Origin of the sequence: Streptomyces sp. NPDC127119 (assembly GCF_042677425.1) — a bacterium.
Classification (GTDB): domain Bacteria; phylum Actinomycetota; class Actinomycetes; order Streptomycetales; family Streptomycetaceae; genus Streptomyces.
The window spans coordinates 52,080-72,357 of the sequence record NZ_JBHXTO010000027.1 but is presented as its reverse complement, the minus strand read 5'-3'; the positions used below and the strand labels follow the sequence as shown (position 1 = coordinate 72,357).

Annotated in this window: 19 protein-coding genes, 1 tRNA gene and 1 pseudogene; 9 read left to right on the top strand and 12 right to left on the bottom strand. The window is 68.4% G+C overall.

Features of this window, described 5'->3' with window-relative positions; genetic code table 11:
* Positions 1-67 precede the first annotated feature (67 nt).
* The 3 genes from ACFVH5_RS15330 (at position 68) to ACFVH5_RS15320 (ending at position 3,105) form a co-directional block, all read left to right on the top strand.
* Positions 68-1,159 (top strand): permease, encoded by a 1,092-nt coding sequence (locus tag ACFVH5_RS15330; RefSeq protein ID WP_385834157.1) that lies wholly within the window; start codon positions 68-70, stop codon positions 1,157-1,159.
* A complete protein-coding gene (locus ACFVH5_RS15325; RefSeq protein ID WP_385834156.1) occupies positions 1,156-1,932 on the top strand; it encodes a TIGR03943 family putative permease subunit in 777 nt (258 codons plus the stop codon). The genes ACFVH5_RS15330 and ACFVH5_RS15325 overlap by 4 nt, the downstream gene beginning before the upstream one ends.
* 183 nt (positions 1,933-2,115) lie before the next feature.
* The gene (locus ACFVH5_RS15320) at positions 2,116-3,105 is read left to right on the top strand and encodes an SMP-30/gluconolactonase/LRE family protein (RefSeq protein WP_385834155.1); all 990 of its coding nucleotides are present in this window, start codon (positions 2,116-2,118) and stop codon (positions 3,103-3,105) included.
* Between the two features lie 21 nt (positions 3,106-3,126).
* On the opposite strand, the gene ACFVH5_RS15315 is transcribed toward ACFVH5_RS15320, so the two are convergent.
* Together ACFVH5_RS15315 and ACFVH5_RS15310 are read right to left on the bottom strand one after the other, a co-directional pair.
* A complete protein-coding gene (locus ACFVH5_RS15315; protein WP_385834154.1) occupies positions 3,127-3,951 on the bottom strand; it encodes a hypothetical protein in 825 nt (274 codons plus the stop codon).
* A 79-nt stretch (positions 3,952-4,030) separates the two neighbouring features.
* Positions 4,031-4,336: a hypothetical protein gene (locus ACFVH5_RS15310; RefSeq protein WP_385834152.1), complete on the bottom strand. Its 306-nt coding sequence runs from the start codon at positions 4,334-4,336 to the stop codon at positions 4,031-4,033.
* Between the two features lie 565 nt (positions 4,337-4,901).
* On the opposite strand from ACFVH5_RS15310, the gene ACFVH5_RS15305 reads away from it, so the two are divergent.
* Entirely contained in the window at positions 4,902-6,098 is a 1,197-nt protein-coding gene (locus ACFVH5_RS15305; protein ID WP_385834151.1) for a serine hydrolase domain-containing protein, read from the top strand.
* Positions 6,099-6,211: 113 nt separating this feature from the next.
* Here the strand turns inward: ACFVH5_RS15305 and ACFVH5_RS15300 are convergent, their stop codons facing one another.
* From ACFVH5_RS15300 to ACFVH5_RS15285, 4 genes are all read right to left on the bottom strand, one after another.
* Entirely contained in the window at positions 6,212-6,637 is a 426-nt protein-coding gene (locus ACFVH5_RS15300) for a PIN domain-containing protein (protein ID WP_385834150.1), read from the bottom strand.
* Entirely contained in the window at positions 6,634-6,912 is a 279-nt protein-coding gene (locus tag ACFVH5_RS15295) for a CopG family transcriptional regulator (protein ID WP_385834148.1), read from the bottom strand. Before ACFVH5_RS15295 ends, ACFVH5_RS15300 begins: the two co-directional genes overlap by 4 nt.
* A gap of 63 nt (positions 6,913-6,975) precedes the next feature.
* Entirely contained in the window at positions 6,976-7,878 is a 903-nt protein-coding gene (locus ACFVH5_RS15290; protein WP_385834147.1) for a phosphorothioated DNA-binding restriction endonuclease, read from the bottom strand.
* A gap of 333 nt (positions 7,879-8,211) precedes the next feature.
* Entirely contained in the window at positions 8,212-9,204 is a 993-nt protein-coding gene (locus ACFVH5_RS15285) for a helix-turn-helix domain-containing protein (RefSeq protein WP_385834146.1), read from the bottom strand.
* Between the two features lie 418 nt (positions 9,205-9,622).
* Here ACFVH5_RS15285 and ACFVH5_RS15280 point away from each other — a divergent pair.
* A pseudogene (locus tag ACFVH5_RS15280) lies at positions 9,623-10,278 on the top strand (site-specific integrase); the annotation flags it as partial.
* Positions 10,279-10,591: 313 nt separating this feature from the next.
* On the opposite strand, the gene ACFVH5_RS15275 reads toward ACFVH5_RS15280, so the two are convergent.
* The 3 genes from ACFVH5_RS15275 to ACFVH5_RS15265 all read right to left on the bottom strand — a co-directional run bounded on the left by ACFVH5_RS15275 (position 10,592) and on the right by ACFVH5_RS15265 (position 12,693).
* Positions 10,592-10,665: transfer RNA gene (locus ACFVH5_RS15275), tRNA-Pro, on the bottom strand.
* A gap of 50 nt (positions 10,666-10,715) precedes the next feature.
* Positions 10,716-11,522, bottom strand: coding sequence for a Pr6Pr family membrane protein (locus tag ACFVH5_RS15270; RefSeq protein ID WP_385834144.1), 807 nt, complete (start codon positions 11,520-11,522; stop codon positions 10,716-10,718).
* A gap of 232 nt (positions 11,523-11,754) precedes the next feature.
* Positions 11,755-12,693: a metallophosphoesterase gene (locus tag ACFVH5_RS15265; protein ID WP_384801459.1), complete on the bottom strand. Its 939-nt coding sequence runs from the start codon at positions 12,691-12,693 to the stop codon at positions 11,755-11,757.
* A gap of 200 nt (positions 12,694-12,893) precedes the next feature.
* Here ACFVH5_RS15265 and ACFVH5_RS15260 point away from each other — a divergent pair, with 200 nt between their 5' ends.
* On the top strand, positions 12,894-13,358 hold the full coding sequence (locus ACFVH5_RS15260) for a GatB/YqeY domain-containing protein (RefSeq protein ID WP_107018139.1): 465 nt from the start codon (positions 12,894-12,896) through the stop codon (positions 13,356-13,358).
* Positions 13,359-13,609: 251 nt separating this feature from the next.
* Here ACFVH5_RS15260 and ACFVH5_RS15255 read toward each other — a convergent pair whose 3' ends face one another.
* Positions 13,610-15,913 carry a transglycosylase domain-containing protein gene (locus tag ACFVH5_RS15255; RefSeq protein ID WP_385834143.1) on the bottom strand — a complete coding sequence of 768 codons (2,304 nt, stop codon included), beginning with the start codon at positions 15,911-15,913 and terminating at the stop codon, positions 13,610-13,612.
* A 408-nt stretch (positions 15,914-16,321) separates the two neighbouring features.
* On the opposite strand from ACFVH5_RS15255, the gene wblA reads away from it, so the two are divergent.
* Positions 16,322-16,660: a transcriptional regulator WblA gene (wblA, locus tag ACFVH5_RS15250; protein WP_055515737.1), complete on the top strand. Its 339-nt coding sequence runs from the start codon at positions 16,322-16,324 to the stop codon at positions 16,658-16,660.
* Positions 16,661-16,934: 274 nt separating this feature from the next.
* Here the strand turns inward: wblA and ACFVH5_RS15245 are convergent, their stop codons facing one another.
* Together ACFVH5_RS15245 and ACFVH5_RS15240 are read right to left on the bottom strand one after the other, a co-directional pair.
* Positions 16,935-18,440, bottom strand: a complete 1,506-nt coding sequence (locus tag ACFVH5_RS15245; RefSeq protein WP_385834142.1) for an ArsA family ATPase — start codon at positions 18,438-18,440, stop codon at positions 16,935-16,937.
* Positions 18,437-19,414, bottom strand: a complete 978-nt coding sequence (locus ACFVH5_RS15240; RefSeq protein WP_384801471.1) for an ArsA-related P-loop ATPase — start codon at positions 19,412-19,414, stop codon at positions 18,437-18,439. Before ACFVH5_RS15240 ends, ACFVH5_RS15245 begins: the two co-directional genes overlap by 4 nt.
* Positions 19,415-19,612: 198 nt before the next feature.
* Between ACFVH5_RS15240 and ACFVH5_RS15235 the strand changes: the two genes are divergently transcribed.
* The gene (locus tag ACFVH5_RS15235) at positions 19,613-19,774 is read left to right on the top strand and encodes a DUF4177 domain-containing protein (RefSeq protein WP_107018142.1); all 162 of its coding nucleotides are present in this window, start codon (positions 19,613-19,615) and stop codon (positions 19,772-19,774) included.
* Positions 19,771-20,238 carry a RidA family protein gene (locus ACFVH5_RS15230; protein WP_385834141.1) on the top strand — a complete coding sequence of 156 codons (468 nt, stop codon included), beginning with the start codon at positions 19,771-19,773 and terminating at the stop codon, positions 20,236-20,238. Before ACFVH5_RS15235 ends, ACFVH5_RS15230 begins: the two co-directional genes overlap by 4 nt.
* The last annotated feature ends 40 nt before the right edge of the window (positions 20,239-20,278 follow it).

The following is a 20,278-nucleotide window of genomic DNA, read 5'->3' as shown; positions in this document are numbered from 1 at the left end:
AACGGGCGTACTGAAGGTGGAGGGCGATCCACCGACGAAGCCCTTCCCTACCGGAGGTACCTCTCCCGTGACCACAACCAACGCAGCGCCGCCCGGGGTTGAGGACCGCGAGACGGGCGACACGACGGCCGGCGCGACGGCGGACGCGACGGCGGATGCGAAGGCCGAAGCGACGGCGGACGTGACGGCCGAAGCCGGTGGGTCGAAGGGGTGGCAGTTCAACTCACCCCTCGTCCTCACCATGTTGCTGCTCGCGGGCGTGGTGCTCCAGGACCCCATCCGCGGGGCGCTGTCCGCACCGGTGATGCAGAGCTGGATGACCGTGTTCGTCGCGGTGATCGTGCAGGCGCTGCCCTTCCTGGTGCTCGGCGTGATGCTGTCGGCGGTCATCGCGGTGTTCGTGCCGCCGTCGTTCTTCGCCCGCGCGCTGCCGAAGCGGCCGGCCCTCGCGGTACCGGTCGCGGGCATGGCCGGAGCGGTGCTGCCGGGCTGCGAGTGCGCGTCCGTACCGGTGGCCGGGGCGCTGGTGCGCAGAGGTGTCACGCCCGCGGCGGCGCTGGCGTTCCTGCTGTCGGCGCCCGCGATCAACCCGATCGTGCTGACGGCGACCGCGGTCGCGTTCCCGGGCGAGCCGGAGATGGTCCTGGCGCGTTTCGTGGCGAGCCTGCTGGTGGCCTGCGCGATGGGCTGGCTCTGGCACCGGCTGGGCCGCGCGGACTGGCTGCGCCCGCCCGAGCGCCCCTCCTGGGAGGGCCAGGGCAAGGGGGCGGCGTTCTGGGGGTCGGTACGGCACGACGTGATGCACGCGGGAGGGTTCCTGGTGGTCGGCGCGATGGCCGCGGCGACGCTCAAGGCCGTGGTCCCGGCGGACTGGCTCGGGTACGCCGCCGACAACATGCTGGTGTCGATCCTCGCCCTGGCGGTCCTGGCCGTACTCCTGTCCATCTGCTCCGAGGCGGACGCCTTCGTGGCCGCGTCCCTCACCCAGTTCTCCCTGACGGCCCGGCTGGCCTTCCTGGTCGTCGGCCCGATGATCGACCTGAAACTCTTCGCGATGCAGACGGCGACGTTCGGCCGAGGTTTCGCCCTGCGCTTCGCGCCCGCCACCTTCGTGCTGGCCGTCCTGGTGTCGTCCCTGGTCGGGGCGGTGCTCCTGTGAACCGCCAGGCACAGGCAGCGGTGCTCTTCCTCACCGGCGGAGCGATCCTGCACGCGGGCCTCACCGACCTCTATCTGCGGTACGTCAAGGCGGGGTTGAGGCCGTTGCTGCTGGCGGCGGGGGTGGTCCTGATAGCGACGGCGATCGCGACGGTCTGGTACGACCGCCGCGAACGCCGACCCCGGACGGACTCCGCCCCCGACCCCGACTCCGACCTCGAATCAGACCCCCACCCCCACCCCCACCCCCACCCTCATGCTCACCGGGAACCCGGCATCGCGTGGCTCATGACCCTCCCCCTCCTGGCGCTCGTCCTGGTGGCCCCGCCGGCGCTCGGCTCGTACAGCGCGATGCGCACGGGGACGGCACTGCAGAAGCAGCCGTGGGGGTTCGCCGACCTGCCGAAGGGGGACACCGTCCGCCTGAGCCTCGTCGACTACGCGGGCCGGGCCGCGTACGACCACGGCCGTTCCCTGGACAACCGCCGGATCAGGACGGCGGGTTTCCTGGCGATGGGCAGTGACGGCACGCCCTACCTGGTGCGGATGGCGCTCAGTTGCTGCGCGGCGGACGCCCAGCCGGTGAAGATAGGCCTGACCGGCCACACGCCCACGGTCCTGCGCCCGGACACCTGGCTGGAGGTCACGGGCACGTACACCGGGAAGCGGACGAAGGACCCGGTGAACGAAGGGGTCATCCCGTTCCTGGACGTCACGGAGACCAAGCCGATCAAGGCCCCCCGGGACCCGTACGACGAGAGCTGGAACGGCTGAGCCGCCGCGTGCTCGATCCACCCGCGCGGGCCAAGCTGTCGATCCCCTGTCGATACGCGGTACGCGAGGGGGAGGAGCGCCGGTGTTGAGCCAGGATGAACGAGCGGCGCGGCCGACATCACCGGAACGGTCGCGTACACAACCGGAGTTGCAGTTCTCAGCCCTCCAAGGAGGCCCGGAACGATGCCACACGAGACGCGCACGACCCGCAAGGCGATTGAGCCCCGCGACGCAACGACCCCCTCCAGGCGAACGCTCCTGGGCGGCGCGGCGCTCACGGCGTTAGCGGCGGCGACCGGCACAGGCACGGCGACCGCAGCCGCCGCGAGGAGGTCCTCGCCGAGGTGGCCGACGGAGTTCCCCCTCCCCAACGGCTTCCTCCCCGAAGGGATAGCCATCGGCAGAGAGCCGTACGCGTACATGGGCTCACGCGCGAACGGCGCGATCCACCGCACCGACCTGCGTACGGGCGTGGGTGAAACCCTTTTCGCGGGCGGCACGGGCCTGGTGGCGGTGGGCCTGAAACTCGACCACGACGGCCTGTTGTACGTGGCGGGCAACACGGGAGTGGCCCGTACACACGACTCCCGCACGGGCAGTGTGGTGGCAACACACCAACTGAGCGAGGCGACGGGCCACTTCATCAACGATGTGACGTTGCTGGGCGACAGGGCATGGTTCACGGACTCCCGCGCGGCAGCGCTGTACGGGGTCCCGAGGGGCGGCTCCGGAGCCGTACGCACCCTGCCGCTCACCGGCGACTGGGTCCAGCTCCCGGACGTCAACAACGCCAACGGTGTCGTAGGGACCCCCGACGGCCGAGCCCTGATCGTGGTCAAGAGCACCCCGGGCGAGCTGTACAAGGTGAATGTCGCTACGGGCCACGCCACACGCATCACCCTGATCGGCGCGGCGGACGTCGTGAACGGCGACGGCCTCTACCGCATCGGCCGCACGCTGTACGTGGTCCAGAACCGCCTGAACGTGATCAGCGTGTTCCACCTGAACCGCTCCTCGACCCGGGCCACCCTGACCGGCACGATCACGGACCCCCGCTTCGACATCCCCACCACAGCGGCCCGCTTCGCCAACCGCCTGTACCTGGTGAACGCCCGCTTCACGACCCCCCAGACCCCGGAAACGACGTTCACGGGGGTGGCGGTCCCGATCTGACCAGGCGCCGGGACGAGCGGGTCATCCGGCTGACGGGAGTCGGCGCACCTGCCCGTTGTCCGTCACCTCGTACACGTCGATGCGCAGCAGCTGCCGGACATGAACCGGGACGCGTTCGGCGGCCCTGACGGATGAGGAGGGCACGACGAGCGCGTATCGCGTACGCGGGTCCTGGCTCGTCATGCGCCGCAACAGCTGTCCGTAGGCGATGTCGGCGTCGATGCCCGGGTCGCTGGTGCGCCCCTTGGCCTCACAGATCAGCCGCTCCTCGTCGCGTACGGCTTCGAGGTCGGTCCACCGGTCCGTGGGGTCGACCGGCGTCCAGCCCTCGGCGAGCAGCCAGTCACGGAAGGCATCGACGACCCGGTCCTCGTCGCTGATGCGAGCGCCGCTGTTGCCTCTGCCTCTGCCATTGCCGGTGTCGTGGGACAGGAGCTTCTTCAGCGCCGCGAGATCGGCCTTCTCGCTGCGGCGCAGCCGTCCGCGGCTGTCGGCATCGAGATCCGCGGGCCGGACGACGACCAGCCGCAGCCCGTGCGCGGGAATCTCCACGTCCCGCCGGGCGTCGTACAGGGCCCGCTGCTCGCCGCGGTGAACACCGCTGACAGTGAGCAGGTCCGGCTTGTCGAAGTGGGGTACCGGCTGGTCGTGCTGCAGTTCGCGGTACTCGACCACGAGCCCATGGCCGGGCCAATAGGCATCGACAGGCAACCTGACCCGGCGCCCACTGGTTCCGGGATCGCCCAGCAGCCACGCGAACTTGTGCTGCGTCAGGGCGCTCTCACCGAGTATCAGATCGCACAGACCGACGACGTACGCCTCATCACTGCCCTCTCTCGCTCCCATGACCGCGCATCCTGCCAACACCTACTACGGAGGCAAAGGCCAAGCTGCTGTCGTCATGACCGGCCGTCGGGTGGCGGCCTCACCACCCGCAGTCGATGTCGACGGATCCCCCGCTGACGACCGGGTCGGTGCTCGTACCGCTGACCCGCAGAAGACCACCGTCCCGCCCCCAGTCCAAGGCGTACGTGCCTGAGCGGACGGGCCGATAGCCGTCGTCGACGCCCCAGGAGCCCGCCGCGCCCAGCGCCAGACCGGTGCGCCCGACGGCGTACGCCTCGCCACCACCGCTCATGAGAAAGGACGCCTCACGCACCACTGCCGTGCAGCCTCCCGGCCCCGAGGGACGCAGCACGTGATACTCCGCGCCCAGGACCAGATCGTTCACGGCTCCCCCCACGGTGCCGAGCACCGCCGTGACGATCAGTACACGAGTCCCCAGAGGTACCCACACGGCTCGCTTGCGCGGGAGCCGCGCAGCATCCGCCGGCGCCAGGCGACCAGCCCGGACGAGAGCCCACCGCAGAACGAGCGCCATGACAAGGAGAGCCGCACTCACTCCCCACCCGGGAACCACCCGCCCCCTCACGAGCAGCAGGAGGTTGCTCCAACTCCCCACTGCCGCGAGGACCAGACTCCCGAAGCCCACTGCCATGGATGAAGGGGGCGACAACCTCAGGCCGCGGTGTGTACGTGTTTCGGTCACGGCGGGTACGACTCCCCGGACGCGCCGACAGTTGCGGTGCGGGACGCTCGGCCGGTTTCGGGAACTTCCAGTACCACTCGTAACTTTCGATACCGCTCGTAACTCTTGATTTTGATGGTGCGTGACATGCGGTGGCGCCGAACGAGTGGACTCCCCGACATGGGGGCGAGCGGTCGGACCTGTGGCGCGGGCCGAGGTGGTGATGTTCGTGACGTCCACCCCCCCCGTCTGGAAGAGGCGCCCTCGAATGAGACGTTCCACCGCCCGCCGTACCCTCTGCGCAGCCCTGCTCGCCGCGTCCCTGTGGGCGCCGACGGCGGTCCATCCCGCCGTGGCGGAGCAGCGGCCGACCGCCGTTCACCCCGACAAGGGCGACTGCCCGAACAGCCTCGGCCGCAAGCTCACGTCCCGCCTCGACAAGGCCATGGACGAGGTCGGGAAGAAGGCGGACATCCCCGGGGCCGTCGTCGGGCTGTGGATGCCGGGCAAGGGGTGTTACGTCCGCTCCATGGGCGTCGCCGACACCAGGACCGGCGAGCCGATGGCCGCAGACTCCTTCGTCCGGATCGGCAGCGAGACCAAGACGTTCACCGTCACCGCGCTGCTGGAGCTCGTGGACGAGGGCCGGGCAGGGCTGGACGACCCGATCTCCACCTACGTCAAGGGTGTGCCCAACGGTCACCGCATCACGCTGCGCCACCTCGCGGAGATGCGCAGCGGCCTGTTCCCCTACACCGAGGACCCCGGCTTCGTACAGGACCTCCTGAGCGACCCGCAGCGCACGTTCACCCCGCGCCAGTCCCTCGCGTACGGATTCAAGCACCGCAACACCTCCGCCCCGGGCGCGAAGTTCCAGTACTCCAACTCCAACCTCGTCCTGCTGGGCATGGTGATCGAAAAGGTGAGCGGTCGCCCACTCGCCGACTTCATCCACCACCGCGTGCTGCGCCCGGCGCACCTGCGCCACACGCTGTTCCCGCAGGGCAACGAGTTCCCGCAGCCGCACCCGCGCGGCTACACCGACCAGACACTGAGCGGTGAGGTCGCGGACGCGACGGACTGGAACCCCAGCTGGGCCTGGGCGGCGGGAGCGATGATCTCGAACCTGCACGACCTGCGGATCTGGGCCAAGTCCGTCGCCACCGGTCAGCTGCTCAGCCCCGAGACGCAGAAGCAGCGGCTCAACACGCTGCCCACCGGCATCCCCGGCACCACCTACGGTCTAGGCATCCTCAACACCCACGGCTGGATCGGCCACAACGGCTCCATCCCGGGCTACGAGACCGTGACGGTCTACCTGCCCTCGGAGAAGGCCACCCTGGTCGTCATGATGAACACCGACATCCTGAGCGCCGGCCAGGAGCCGTCCACCCTGCTCGCCCGCGCGATCACCACGGTCGCCACCCCGAAGAACATCTACGACGGCTCGGCCACCGCACCCTGACGCGTCTGTCCTGGTCGGAGATCCGGCGTTTGGGGCCGTGCGGGATGCCTGGCACCTGGGCTGGTGCCGTCCTAACTGCAGACCCTGCAGACCCTTGAGGGGCGCGGGTCCGGTCACACCTTCTTGACGACGACCGTGTCCGGGACCAGCTTTTCCAGGTCGTCGACGTCCGAAGTGAAGACGGTGACCCGCCCCTTCTGCTGTCGCGCGATCACGGCGAGTACGGCGTCGATCGCGTACTTGTGGCCGTGCAGCTCGGCATCGGCCAGGAGCCGGCGTGCCTGGCGGGCCTCGTCCTTCCCGATGTCGGCGACCTGGAGCCGGGAAAGTACCCAGTCCCAGCGCTGTTCTGTCGTTCTGCCGTCGTACGCCTCGACCAGGGTCATCGGCGACGTCACCACCTCGGCCTCACCTCGCGCTGCGAGGTCGAGCCAGGCGATCATGTTCCGATCACCGCGCACTGCCAGGGACAGAGCTTCACAGTCCAGGACGAAGACACGGAGCGGCCTCTGCCCGTGCTCACCGGCTCGCTTCTTCACGCAGCTTCTCCAGCGTTGCGCTGTCCGGAGGCGCGGCGCCGCTCGTGTTCTGCGTCGAGATCCTCCAGCTCGCCGAGAGCTGCCGCATGCTCGTCCTCAGTCACGGGGCCGTGTTCTTCCTGTAGCCAGTCGACCAGTTCCAGGAGCCGGTCCCGGTCGCGCTTGAAGCGCAGCGCCTCGGCGACGTAGGCCGACAACCCCCGCTCTGCTGCTTCCGCACGGATCTCGTCCAGGAGATCCTCGGGGATCGTGACGGTTACCTTCTTCGTGGCCATATAAGAGACCATACTCGCCGTATCATGCCGCTTACCAGCGGGCGGGCGATCGGTGGGCAACGATCAGACGGCTGTGGAGGGGCGAGGGCTGCCGTGGAAGACCTGGCTGGCGTGCCAGGCGCGGTGGATCGCGGCGACAGGGCGGGCGCCCGGTTGAGGTCCGACGAGTGGTCTGTCGGCGAGCGCGATGACGTGCTCGCGGGCGGCGTGGCTGTGGCCGACGAAGCGTTGGGAGACCAGGATGCGGTGGCCTTCGTCGATGCCGAGGACGCCCATGTCGAAGAGCTTGTGGTGCAGCGAGCACAGACACAGTCCGTTCTCGACGTCGTCCGGGCCGTCGAAGGCCCACCAGCGTACGTGCGCGGCCTCCAGCCCGACCGGCACCGTGCCGATCCTGCCGTCGTAGCCGCAGAAGGCGCACCGGTACTCGTAGGCCGTCAAGACCCGTTCCCGCATCCGCGGATCCCGCCGCCTCCGCACGGCGTCCGAAGGCTGCCCGAATCCGGTCTCCGCAGGCTCCAGCTCCAGGCCCACGGAATCGCACAGGTCGGCGTGGAGTGAAGGGGGGAAGTGCAGGTCGAGCAAGACCCGTGCCATCCGGCCGAGAAGCGCCGGCTCACGCCGCAGCGCCGCCCGCAGGTCCGGCGCCAGCCGCCCTGCGGCCCCTGCGGTCCGCAACTCCCGCACCCTGGTGCCGGGGCTGCCCGGTCCGCGATCGGTGCGCACCTCCCACACGCCGTCGCTCACCAGATGGTGGAACGGGTAGGACGGAGTCGTCCTGTTCGGCGGACCGTACTCGGTCAGCAGTCGCTGCAGATCCTCCTCCACCGCGCTGTACCGCAGTTCACCGGAGGCATCCTGCTGGAACCGACCGAGGGCGTACAGCAACAGCAACGGCTTGTGCGGAGCGCGGGTCCCGCTTCTGGTCCACTGCCTCAGTTTCGCGGTGCGCTCCAGCCAGTCCATGACCGGCGATCGTAGCCGCGCGGGGGTGACCACCGATCTGCGCGTGTTCGGAGCAACCAACGACTCGCGGAGAGGCGGTGGCGACAGGAGATCCCGAGAGACAGCTGAAGGGCTTACCAATGAGTGTCGATCAGTTTGCTCGCACGGCAACGTTGCAGGGTGCCCGCCCGGGTCCTGGCCCTCCCAGCAGATCCTCGATCGCCGTAGGGTGACATCCCTGTGCTTGGCTCGATTCCGTAACTTGTCTTGGGAGAGTTACCGGACTTCTATGGAAGCGTCCCTAACCAAGCAGGTCTCGTCGACAAATCTGTATTCGGCTGACGGCAGCATGGTTCATTGCCTGCCGCTCGCGTGTAGGGCACCGTTCTCAACGTCGTCGACATGGACGATGGTGTCCGGAATGTTCTTGAAATGCATGAGGGCCCTAACTGAAATCTTGTAGCCCCGTCCCGCCCTCGCCGCAGGGAGAGGGAACTGGCCTGCCCTGATGAGCCGACGCGCAGCAGACTCAGCGACCCCTATAACGGCTGCGGCTTCCCGGAGTCCGATGAACGAGGGGTAGAGATCGGAGATATAGTAGTAGAGGTTCGGGTCAGATATCCAGGATCGGGAGAACCCTGAAGTCCTCGCCGCCCGGCCGACTGACCCCGAACGGCTACCGTCGCGAAGTCCTTTGTGGAAACCGCGAAGGACGTCGGTGTGGCCATGCACTTGAAACAAAGCACCGATTCGCTCACCTCGGAGCTGCTCCGCGACATCGGCGTCACGGATACTGTTGAGATCGATGATCGACGACGACCTCAATGTGGAGTCCTGGGCATACGTTTCTGGCTGGATCAGTATCTCGACGTCATCCAGAAGGCGCTCGGAGCAGGTGGCGTTTCCAAGCCGGAAGGCCATATCGAAGGCCGCCTTGACCATTCGGTCCCTGATGTGGCGCGGTGAGACGCCCATGGAAGTACTTTCCCATACCTCCAATGCGGTTGCCACCATGGCGGACCGAAGGTCTTCCCGCTCAACTTGAAATTCGCGAGAGATTTTCGTGGACAGCGAACGAAAGCAGGGAACAATGCAGTCGAGAATGACCAATCGCCACGTGTCGTCGCCGTCCAGATCACACAACCTTCCCATCGCGATAATGGATTCCCACAGACGGGAGCTCGAAGCAGACCGGATTCCCGCCGAAATCGCCTCGGTGCGGAACTTCGCGTAAGTGGGATGCCGCTTGATCTCGCACTCCTTGACATTGCCCACATGTACGCAGATAGGCTCTTCTCCGAAAATCTCCAGAACCTTCCACTCGATATGATCGAAAATATCTGGCATGGCCGCCCCTCGAATATTCGCTGGCTATTCGCGACTGAGTATGGGGGGATGGAGAGATCCAAATACCCTTCCCGTGCCTGGTCACCTAATCGTGTGAAGAATGTTTACATTCAGGCATCTCTCATTGCGCAGCGGACTCACCAAGGTCACTTTATGCACCCGCATCACTGCTCTCCTTACGTCACGGACGCAACGTAGGCACCGGCAGCGGTTGGTTGAAACGCAGTGGATCGAAGCATTCATGGTCGACCATCGCTTAGTCAGATCTCCGGAAGGCTCACCCGACTGATCCAAGGCCACTGGAAGATGCACAGAACAACCCTGTCTGTCTGACTGGGGGAGATTGCAGGGTCACCAAAGAGGAAACACCAGATCGGAATAGTTCCGACCTGGTGCTTTCAGTGGAGCGGTCTCCGTTACCGGGCTGAGCCGGATTCACGTGATCCCAAGCTTGGGAGCGCGCAAGCTGCGTGATTAAGCGCTGAGGACGTTGACCGCTGGCTGGCGGTGAAGGGTCGAACGCTCAGTACGCGCACGTTGCAGGGCTTGCACTCCTGTCTCAACCGTTCGGCCAAGCGGGTCATGGCGTGAGACAAGGTGAAGTGCAACGTCGTCGAACTGGGCTCTGTGCGCCATGGGCTAGCGGGACGTCCGTCCAAAGCGCTCACGTTCGCTCAGGCTGAGGCCGTACTGAAGGGGGCTGAGGGGACCTCGATGTACGCGTACATTGTCGTCGCGCTGCTGACCGGTGCCCGCACTGAGGAACTGCGGGCTCTCACATGGGACCACGGCTTCCTCAAGGGGTGTCCGGAGTTTGAGCCGCCGCAGCCGCCGCACATCGCAGTGTGGCGCTTGGTCCGGCGGAGCGGGGACACGAAGACCCGGAAGTCCTGGCGCACGCTCGCCTTGCCGACGCGCTGCGTCGAAGCGCCCTGGCAGCAGTTCGAAGATCAGGGCTGGGGTCGGCTCGCTGCTTACGAGAAGTGGGAGGAACACGGCCTCGTCTTCTCCTCGGCCGTCGGCAAGCCGCTCGACGCTGCCAACGTGCGTCGTGCCTTCCGCCAGGTGCTGAAGATTGATTGGATGCCGGTGACTGGCGATCAACGACCGAGCCTCACGAGTGCGAGTCGAAAGATCTCTAGACCCCAGCAACGTCGGAGCTGAGTGCGTAGAGGGCGTACCCCTCAGACACTGACCTTTCGGTCTGGCGTGTCACCTTCCCGACCTTTCGGTCTGACGGAAGGTCCCGCAAACGACGGCTCGACGGTAGCCGAAGCTGAGGTCCTTTGAGGCGTGTCTGGGCGAGATGGTCACGCAGATAGACACGTACACGAAACAGGTGAGGCACCTACTGAATTGAGTAGGTGCCTCACCTGGTGTTTCACTGTCGGGGTGGCGGGATTTGAACCCACGACCTCTTCGTCCCGAACGAAGCGCGCTGCCAAGCTGCGCTACACCCCGATGTCGCTGGCGGCGAGCCACTTGCGTGGTGTGTGCCGTGGCGACGTCGTTTACTTTAGCCCACCGGTGGGCTGAGACGAAATCCGGTTTTCCGGGGCGCGGTGGCGGCGTGGGCCAGGCCTGATGTGGTCCAGGGCGACGAGGAGGACGGCCAGGGCGTAGCAGGCGAGGCCCAGGATCGTGACGTTGCCCAGGACCTCGACGTAGCCGTGCTCGGACACGTCGAGGAAGGGGTAGCGGTAGCGCGCCGGCGTGCCCTGGGGGAGGAGCAGGCCCCGGGTGACGGTGTACGCCAGGTACGCGACCGGGAGGATCAGCCAGGCGGCCGCGCTGTGCAGACGCAGCGCCCCCGGGCGGGTCAGCAGGAGCCAGTCCAGCGCGACCGCCACCGGGACCACCGTGTGCAGCAGCTGGTTCGTGACCGCGTGCCAGCCCGTGAGCGCCGAGCCGTCGCTCGTCATGGAGAAGGCGGTCGCGTCGTCGGCCAGGATCAGGTGGTAGACCAGGCCCGTCCCGACCGCGTACAGCAAGGTGCTGGCGGTGACGGACGGCCGCAGGGGGTGGCGGGCCTTCCATGCTCGCCAGGCGGAGACGGTGAACACCGCGGTCACCAGGATGCTGCTCAGGATCGTGGCGTAGCTCAGGACGCGCAGCGGGGAGCCCAGGAGCAGATCGAGCGTCACGCCCGCGGCCGCCGCCAGGGCGACGAGCAGGCGGAAGGCGGCGACCAGGGGACGGCGTACGCGCGGGACCACCGCGTACGCGGGCACGATGGGGACGGCGGAGGCGGCGGCGCTGGCGGCTATGCCGGGGATCCTGGGTATGTCCGGGATGTCCGCAGGTATGGGGGTGGTCATCCCCTCACGCTAGGAGGGGCGGGCAAAAGGGGCGCGGTGGATTGAACCGGATGGGTGGGGGAGGGCGGGGGGTCCCGGCCTCTCCCGGCCGGCCAATCGAAACCCGCTCAGCGACGCCGCCCAGCCGAACCTCGCCCAGCCGAACCCTGGCCCAGCCGAACCCTGGCCCAGCCACACGGCCCCGCCCAACCGAACCTCGTCGGCGAACCCCGCCCAGCCGAACCCCAGCCCCCTACGCTCCCCCCACCCCCGTAAGCGTCAGCAGTGTCGCCTCCGGGGGGCAGGCGAAGCGCACCGGGGTGTACCTGCTCGTCCCGCAGCCCGCCGACACGTGCATGTACGACGTCCGGCCCGACTCCGCCTCCGTGTACGTGGACAGGCCCTTCACCCGGTCGGTGTCCAGGTCGCAGTTGGTGACCAGGGCGCCGTAGAAGGGGATGCACAGCTGCCCGCCGTGCGTGTGGCCCGCCAGGATCAGCGGGTAGCCGTCCGCGGTGAAGGCGTCCAGCGCGCGCAGGTACGGCGCGTGCACGATCCCCAGGGAGAGGTCGGCCGCGTCGGACGGGCCGCCGGCCACGCGCGCGTACCGGTCGCGCTTGACGTGCGGGTCGTCGAGCCCGGTCAGCTCGATCTCGAAGCCGTCGATCTTCAGCGAGCCCCGGACGTTCGTCAGGTTCAGCCAGCCCGCCGCGTCGAAGCCGTCGCGCAGCTCCTCCCACGGGTTGTGGACGACGTTGACGGCGGGCGCGTTGCCGTTCAGTCCGTGCCGGCCCTGCGTCTTCTCGAACAGATAGCGGGCGGGGTTGCGGAGCGTGGGCCCGAAGTAGTCGTTCGAGCCGAAGACGTACGCGCCGGGGAACTCCATCAGGGGGCCGAGGGCGTCCATGACCTCCGGTACGCCCTCGGGGTCCGAGAGGTTGTCCCCGGTGTTGATGACGAAGTCGGGGCGCAGCCCGGCCAGCGAGCGCAGCCAGCGCTGCTTCTTCCGCTGTCCGCTCACCATGTGGATGTCGGAGACCTGGAGCACGCGCAGCGGTCGCATCCCGGGGGGCAGCACCGGGACCGTCACCCGCCGCAGTCTGAACGAGCGGGCTTCGAACCCCGCCGAGTAGAGCAGACCGGCGGCACCAGCCGCCGCGATTCCCAGGGGTACTCCGTATCGCGCGCGCATACGTCCATCGTGTCAGACCCTGGACGCCCCGAACCCCACGGACGGTCCAGGGGCGGCCCAGGGACGGTCCACGGACCTTCGATGGGTGGCCCATGGGTGGCCCAGGGACGGGGCGCCTGGGCGGTCCACCGACGGCCTGCGGGAGCCGCCCGCCGAAATCCATGGGCGTCCGCCGCACCACACCTGCGACAATCGGCCCCATGACCACGCTCAAGTCGAAGCTGCAGGCAGACCTCAACGCCGCGATCAAGGGGCGCGACGAGCTCCGTTCCTCGACGCTCCGGCTGACCCTCGCCGCCGTCCAGAAGGAGGAGGTCGCGGGTACGCAGAAGCGCGAACTCTCCGACGACGAGGTGCAGAAGGTGATCGCCAAGGAGGCGAAGAAGCGCCGCGAGGCGGCCGACGCCTTCGCGCAGGGCGGCCGTGCCGAGTCGGCCGAGCGCGAGAAGGCGGAGGGCGAGGTCCTCGCCGAGTACCTGCCCAAGCAGCTCTCCGACGACGAGCTGCGGCAGATCGTCGCGCAGGCGGTCGAGGAGGCGAAGGCGGCCGGCGCGGAGGGCCCGCGGGCCATGGGTCAGGTCATGAAGATCGTGAACCCCAAGGTGGCCGGCCTGGCGGAGGGCGGCCGGGTCGCCGCGGAGGTCAAGAAGCGCCTCGCGGGCTGAGCCCCGGCCCCCGCGACCGGCCCCCGGGCACTCCGACGGGCCCCCGGGGGCACTCCAATCGGCCGCAGCCGCAGCCGCAGCCGCTCGGTATCCGTGCCGCATCCGCATCCGCATCCGCATCCGCGCCGCAGCCGCAGCAAAAGGCCCACCCACAGCCGTACGCCGATGGGGGCGCCCCTTGCAACAAGGGGCGCCCCCATCGGCGTACACGCAGACAGGCGTACAAGCAGCCGGTCGGAAGTCAGGCCGGGCTACGGCCAGTTGCCGCCACCGTTCCCGTTCCCGCGGTCGTTGCCGCCGTCGTTCCCGCCGATCGTCCAGTCGTCGGGGATGGAGAAGGTCGGCGTGGGGATCTGGGGCTGGCCACCGTCGGTGCCACCCCCGTTGTCATTTCCCCGGTTCCCCCCGTTGCCGTTCCCGTTGTGGTCGCCGTTGTTGTCGTCGCCGCGGTCCCGGTCGCGGTCCTTGTCCCGGTCCTTCTCGGGGTCGGGGATGTCGACGAGGTTGAAGCCGGGGGAGTCCTTGCCGGACAGGGCGCCGGTCATGGCGTCCTTCCAGATCGGCCCGGGTACCGCGCCGCCGAAGACCTTCTCGTGCCACGTCCCGCCGATGGTGATGTTGACCATCTTGACCTTCTGGGTGGCGCTGCCGACCCAGACCGCGCCGGACAGGTTCGGCGTGTAGCCGACGAACCAGGCGTTCTTGCGGAAGTCCGTCGTACCGGTCTTGCCCGCGTTGGCGCGGTCGGTGAGACCGGCCTGCTGGCCCGTACCGGAGTCGACCACTCCGCTGAGCAGTGTGTTGATCGTGTCCGCGGTGGTCTCCGACATCGCGCGCGAGCACGAGGACTTCGGAACCGACAGGGACTTCTTCTCACCGCCGAGCTTCTGGCTGATCGACGCGATCGCGATCGGCGTGCAGTACTCGCCCCGGTTGGCGAAGGCGGCGTACGCGCTCGCCATCGTCAGCGGCGAGATACCGGTGGAGCCGAGGGTCATCGACGAGGGCTGCTCGGGCAGCTTGGTGCCGTTGCCCTGGACGACGCCCAGCTTGTCGGTCATCTCCACCACCGGGCACATCCCGATGTCTTCGAGCATCTGCACGAAGTAGGTGTTGACCGACAGCGCCATGGCTTTCTTCAGCGGGTACGGGCCGACCTCGGCCTCGTCCTCGTTCTCGACCTTCGCGTTCTCGCTGTTGCGCCAGGTCTTCCCGCCGCACGCCTGGACGCTGTCGGGATACGGCATCTCGTACGGCGCCGGATAGGACTGCGTGGCCGGCTTGCCGCCCTCCAGGGCCGCCGCGGCCAGGAACGGCTTGAACGTCGAACCGGTCGGGAAGCCGAAGTTCGAGCCGCCCATCTTCTGGTCGACCGAGTAGTTGATCTCGGTCTCGTTCTTGCCGTAGCCGTACGGCTTCGACTGGCCCATCGCCAGGATCTTGCCGGAGCCGGGCTCGACCAGCGTCGACGCCGCCGCGACCTTGTCCGACTTGTTGACGTGGTCCTTGAGCGAGGTCTGGACCGATTTCTGCGCCTGCGGGTCGAGCGTCGTGCGGATCGTCAGACCGCCCTGGTTCCAGACCTTGGCCCGGGCCTTCTGCGTCTTGCCGAAGACCGGGTCGGTCAGGAACACCTCACGCACGTAGTCGCAGAAGAAGCTGGAGTCCTTGACGGCCGTGATGCAGCCGTTGTTCGGCTTGCTGACCTTCAGGCCGAGCGGCTTCTTCTTGGCGGCGGTGGCCTCCGCCTGCGAGATGTCGTGCACTTCGGCCATGCGCTGCAGCACCACGTTGCGCCGCTTGGTGGCCTCGGCCTCGTCGTTGACCGGGTCGTACCGGGTCGGCGACTGGACGATGCCGGCCAGCAGCGCGGCCTCCTGGACCTCCAGGTCCTTGGCGGACTTGGAGAAGTAACGCTGGGCCGCCGCCTCCACGCCGTAGGCCTGCTGCCCGAAGAACGTGATGTTCAGATAGTTCTCGAGGATCTTCTTCTTGCCCAGCTCCTCCTCGACCTGGATCGCGAACTTCAGCTCGCGGACCTTGCGGCCGAGGGTCTGCTGGGTGGCCTGCGCGACCTTCGTCGGGTCGTCGCCGGCCTCCTCCACGAAGACGTTCTTCACGTACTGCTGGGTGAGCGTCGAGGCGCCCTCCGAGACGTTGCCGCTCTGCGCGTTCTTGTTGAGCGCGCGCAGGACACCCTTGAGGTCGACCGCGCCGTGCTCGTAGAACCGCGCGTCCTCGATCGCGACGATCGCCTTCTGCATGTACGGCGAGATGTCCTTGAGGTCGACCACCGTGCGGTCACGCGAGTAGACCGTGGCGATCTGGCCGCCCTGGTTGTCCAGGATCGTGGTGCGCTGGCTCAGCGGTGGCCGCTTCAGGTTGGCCGGGATCTCGTCGAACCCCTCGACCGAACCCTTGGCCGCGAGGCCGAGCGCACCGAACGCCGGCACCGCGATCCCGGCCATGACGGCCCCCGCGAGCACACTGACACCGAGGAACTTGGCGGCCTGCTGCGTGGGAGACAGACCACCGCCCGAGCGCTTCTTTGGCATGAGGGCAGCCTACGTTCTCAATCGCCGGACACGCGTATAGGCATTGGCCTAAGCTGCTCTCAACTGTCACAGCAGTAGGACCACGTATCAATACGTCCGGCGACCCCTGTTCGGTTCGGTCGACACTCGACTTTTTTGTTGAGGACGTGCCCGAATCCGCCTCATGTGTCACCTGGTGCCCGTTGTGACACACCTCAACTGCCCCGCTTCGCCGGGAAAGTCACGTATGTCGTCGGGTCACTCCGTTGGGTGATCTGTCGCGTACCCATAGTCCATTCGGGCCATTCAAGATTGGGCCCGAAGGGGCTGGTTGACTGTGCCCACCTTCCGTAACGTCCTGAACTGGTGGCGGTGAATATGCCGCTGCCGCCGTGGGGGAGCCTCGATTCGGGAGAGGACGGCGCCGGTATGGGCTGGGTAACCGACTGGAGTGCGCAGGCGGCCTGCCGCACTACCGATCCGGATGAACTGTTCGTTCAAGGAGCAGCGCAGAACCGGGCGAAGGCAGTGTGCACCGGATGCCCGGTGCGCACGGAGTGCCTGGCCGACGCGTTGGACAACCGCGTCGAGTTCGGCGTGTGGGGAGGGATGACGGAGCGGGAGCGCCGCGCACTGCTGCGCAGGCGACCGACCGTCACCTCTTGGCGCAGGCTGCTCGAAACCGCGCGTACCGAGTACGAGCGGGGGGCGGGAATCCTGCCTCTCGACGAGGAAGAGGTGTACGAGAACTACGCAGCGGTGGGCTGACCGGGCTCCGCGCACGCAGCGGACTCGCAGCGGTTCCGTATGCGCCAGAGGTGCGAGTGGCGTCCTCGGAGGTACGAGTGACGTCCACGTGACCCCCGTACGACGGCGTACGTGACCTGACATACGTGACCTACGGCGACCCGTACGACGGCGGCGTAGGTCCCACCGGGCCGCCCCGTGACCCCGAAAGGCTCAGGAAGCGGGCCTCGGGCTCAGGGGCCGGGCAACCATTCCCCGGGGCAGGCGTTCCCCGGGTTCACGAAGCTCCTCGCGTTCACGAAGCCTCGGCCGGCGGCGTGTCGGCCGCGAGCCGGTCCCCGATGTGCCGCAGCCCCGCGAGGTCGTGCACATCGCCGGGCAGCGCGGCCACTTCCGCCACCGCCACCTCGGGGTGGAGCGCGGCGAAGCGATCGCGTGTGCGCTGCTCGCGGGAGAGCAGTTGCATACGTTCGGCGTGCAGCCTCAGCAGGCCTGCGGTGAGTTGTTCGACTGTGCGGCCTTCCGTGCTGCGGTCGTCGCGGTCCTCGGCGCTGTGGTCCTCCGTGCCGGGGTCGGCCTTGCTGGAGTCCTCGTCCGTTCCGGCTCCGTCGGCACTGGTCCGGTCCGCGGCGGGGGAGCCTGCGTCGGAGGAGGGAGCCTCGGGAACGGCGGTTTCGGTAGCGGGTGGTTCTGAACTGCCGTACGTGTCGGGAGAGTTACGAAGTCCAGCTTTCCCGCCCACCTGATCCACAATGCGGGCCTCGGCAAGATTTTCCGCGGCGGCGAGTGCGCGCTCGGCGGAGAGCTGGGTGGCACCGCTGCCGTGGACCCGGTTCAGCACCAGACCGGCGAGCGGCATCTCCTCCGCGGCCAGCCGTTCCACGAAGTACGCCGCCTCGCGCAGCGCGTCCCGCTCCGGGGCCGCGACGACCAGGAACGCCGTACCGGGCGCCTGGAGCAGCTTGTACGTGGCGTCCGCGCGCGTACGGAAGCCGCCGAAGGTGGTGTCCATGGCGGCCACGAACGTCTGCACGTCCTTGAGGAGCTGCCCGCCCAGCAGCTTGCCCAGGGTGCCGGTCATCATCGACATCCCGACGTTCAGGAACTTCATCCCGGCCCGGCCGCCCAGCTTCGCCGGCGCGGTCAGCAGCCGGATCAGCTTCCCGTCCAGGAACGAGCCGAGCCGCTTCGGGGCGTCCAGGAAGTCGAGGGCCGAGCGCGAGGGCGGCGTGTCGACGACGATGAGGTCCCACTCCTCGCGTGCCCTCAGCTGCCCCAGCTTCTCCATCGCCATGTACTCCTGCGTGCCCGCGAAGCCGGCGGAGAGCGACTGGTAGAAGGGGTTGTTCAGGATCGTGGCGGCCCGCTCGCGGTCCGCGTGCGCCTCGACGATCTCGTCGAAGGTGCGCTTCATGTCGAGCATCATCGCGTGCAGCTCGCCGCTCGCGGAGTCGTCGATGCCCTTCACCCGGCGCGGGGTGTTGTCGAGCGCGTCGATACCCATCGACTGGGCCAGCCTGCGGGCCGGGTCGATGGTCAGGACGACCACCTTGCGGCCGCGCTCGGCGGCCCGCAGCCCCAGCGCCGCCGCGGTGGTGGTCTTGCCGACGCCGCCCGAACCGCAGCAGACCACGATGCGGGTCCCGGGATCGTCGATCAGCGCGTCGACCCCCAGGACGGCCGAGGCCGCGGTCGCGGTGTCGATCGCACGGGAGGGGCCGGAAGCCCGCCGGGCGGCGGGCTCGCCTTCGCGTGCACGTTCGCGGGAAGAATCGTTTGCGCGGGCCGGGTCCTGACTCATGAGATCCCTTGCTGACGCAGTTCCTTGGCGAGTTCGTACAGGCCCGCGAGGTCCATTCCCTCGGCGAGCAACGGGAGTTCGTGCAGCGGCAGCTCCAGGCCCTGGAGCACCGCACGCTGCTCGCGCTCCAGCGCGTACCGCTCGGCGTACTCGTCCGCCTGGGTCAGCAGCGGCTCCACCAGGCGCTCGGCGACCCCGCCGCGCCGCGCGCCGCCGAGTCCGGCGGCCGACAGCGACTTGGCGACGGCCGTGCGCGGCGCCCTGCGCGCCAGCTCCAGGTCGGCCTCGTCCAGGATCGCGGGCCGCACCATGTTCACGATGGTCCGTCCCACCGGCAGCCGCGCGGCCCGCAGCTCCGCGATGCCGTCGGCGGTCTCCTGGACGGGCATCTCCTCCAGGAGCGTCACCAGGTGCACGGCGGTCTCGGGCGACTTGAGCACCCTCATCACGGCCTGCGCCTGATTGTGTATCGGACCGATCTTGGCGAGCCCGGCCACCTCGTCGTTCACGTTCAGGAAGCGGGTGATCCGCCCGGTCGGCGGCGCGTCCATCACCACGTAGTCGTACGCGAACCGCCCGCGCTTGTCCTTGCGGCGTACGGCCTCGCAGGCCTTGCCCGTCAGGAGCACGTCCCGCAGGCCCGGCGCGATGGTGGTCGCGAAGTCGATGGCGCCCAGTTTCTTCAGGGCGCGGCCCGCGCCGCCGAGCTTGTAGAACATCTGGAGGTAGTCCAGAAGGGCCAGCTCGGGGTCGATGGCGAGTGCGTACACCTCCCCGCCACCGGGAGCGACGGCGATCTTCCGCTCCTCGTAGGGCAGCGCCTGCGTCTCGAAGAGCTGCGCGATGCCCTGTCTGCCCTCGACCTCGACCAGAAGGGCACGCTTGCCCTCGGTCGCGAGGGCGAGCGCGAGTGCTGCGGCGACCGTGGTCTTTCCGGTACCGCCCTTGCCGCTGACGACCTGAAGCCTGCTCACGTCTTCGAGCCTAATTCCTCACTGGATGGTGCGGTGGCCGTGGGGGCCCTGCTTCGCATACGGGTGCCCAGGGAGCGCCCTGCCCAGTCATCGGCCCGCCCGACACCCCCGCATCGGCCCCGCATCGCCCCTGCACCGGCCCGGCGGCGGACGGAGGTCCAGGAAGGGCGGCCCGCGCCAGCGGATACAGTCGCCCCCATGACCAAGTGGGAATACGCAACCGTGCCTCTGCTCGTCCACGCCACGAAGCAGATTCTGGACACCTGGGGCGAGGACGGCTGGGAGCTCGTCCAGGTCGTGCCCGGGCCGAACAACCCCGAGCAGCTCGTCGCCTACCTGAAGCGGGAGCGGGCCGCGTGAGCGCTGTCGAGGCGAAACTGGCCGAACTGGGACTGACCCTGCCGGGCGTCGTGCCGCCGCTGGCCGCGTACCAGCCCGCCGTGCAGTCGGGCGTGTACGTGTACACGGCCGGCCAGCTCCCGATGGTGGACGGCCAGCTTCCGCTCACCGGCAAGGTGGGCGCGGAGGTCACCCCGGAGGAGGCCAAGGAACTGGCCCGCACCTGCGCGCTGAACGCCCTCGCGGCAGTCAAGTCGGTCGCGGGTGACCTCGACCGCATCGCGCGCGTGGTGAAGGTCGTCGGCTTCGTCGCCTCGGCCGCTGACTTCACCGGCCAGCCCGCCGTCCTGAACGGCGCGAGCGAGCTGCTGGGCGAGGTGCTCGGCGACAAGGGCGTGCACGCGCGCAGCGCGGTCGGGGTGGCGGTGCTGCCGCTCGACGCGCCCGTGGAGGTCGAGATCCAGGTGGAGCTGACGGAGGCGTAGGCCTCTCCGTAAGGGGCGATCGTTGTCTCTCGAACATCAG

Coding starts and splice junctions, on each gene's coding strand:
- ACFVH5_RS15320 (WP_385834155.1), top strand. CDS start 2,116: ATGCCACACGAGACGCGCACGACCCGCAAGGCGATTGAGCCCCGCGAC.
- wblA (WP_055515737.1), top strand. CDS start 16,322: ATGGGCTGGGTAACCGACTGGAGTGCGCAGGCGGCCTGCCGCACTACC.
- ACFVH5_RS15270 (WP_385834144.1), bottom strand. CDS start 11,522: ATGACCACCCCCATACCTGCGGACATCCCGGACATACCCAGGATCCCC.
- ACFVH5_RS15290 (WP_385834147.1), bottom strand. CDS start 7,878: ATGGACTGGCTGGAGCGCACCGCGAAACTGAGGCAGTGGACCAGAAGC.
- ACFVH5_RS15305 (WP_385834151.1), top strand. CDS start 4,902: ATGAGACGTTCCACCGCCCGCCGTACCCTCTGCGCAGCCCTGCTCGCC.
- ACFVH5_RS15295 (WP_385834148.1), bottom strand. CDS start 6,912: ATGGCCACGAAGAAGGTAACCGTCACGATCCCCGAGGATCTCCTGGAC.
- ACFVH5_RS15260 (WP_107018139.1), top strand. CDS start 12,894: ATGACCACGCTCAAGTCGAAGCTGCAGGCAGACCTCAACGCCGCGATC.
- ACFVH5_RS15315 (WP_385834154.1), bottom strand. CDS start 3,951: ATGGGAGCGAGAGAGGGCAGTGATGAGGCGTACGTCGTCGGTCTGTGC.
- ACFVH5_RS15245 (WP_385834142.1), bottom strand. CDS start 18,440: ATGAGTCAGGACCCGGCCCGCGCAAACGATTCTTCCCGCGAACGTGCA.
- ACFVH5_RS15255 (WP_385834143.1), bottom strand. CDS start 15,913: ATGCCAAAGAAGCGCTCGGGCGGTGGTCTGTCTCCCACGCAGCAGGCC.
- ACFVH5_RS15265 (WP_384801459.1), bottom strand. CDS start 12,693: ATGCGCGCGCGATACGGAGTACCCCTGGGAATCGCGGCGGCTGGTGCC.
- ACFVH5_RS15285 (WP_385834146.1), bottom strand. CDS start 9,204: ATGCCAGATATTTTCGATCATATCGAGTGGAAGGTTCTGGAGATTTTC.
- ACFVH5_RS15235 (WP_107018142.1), top strand. CDS start 19,613: ATGACCAAGTGGGAATACGCAACCGTGCCTCTGCTCGTCCACGCCACG.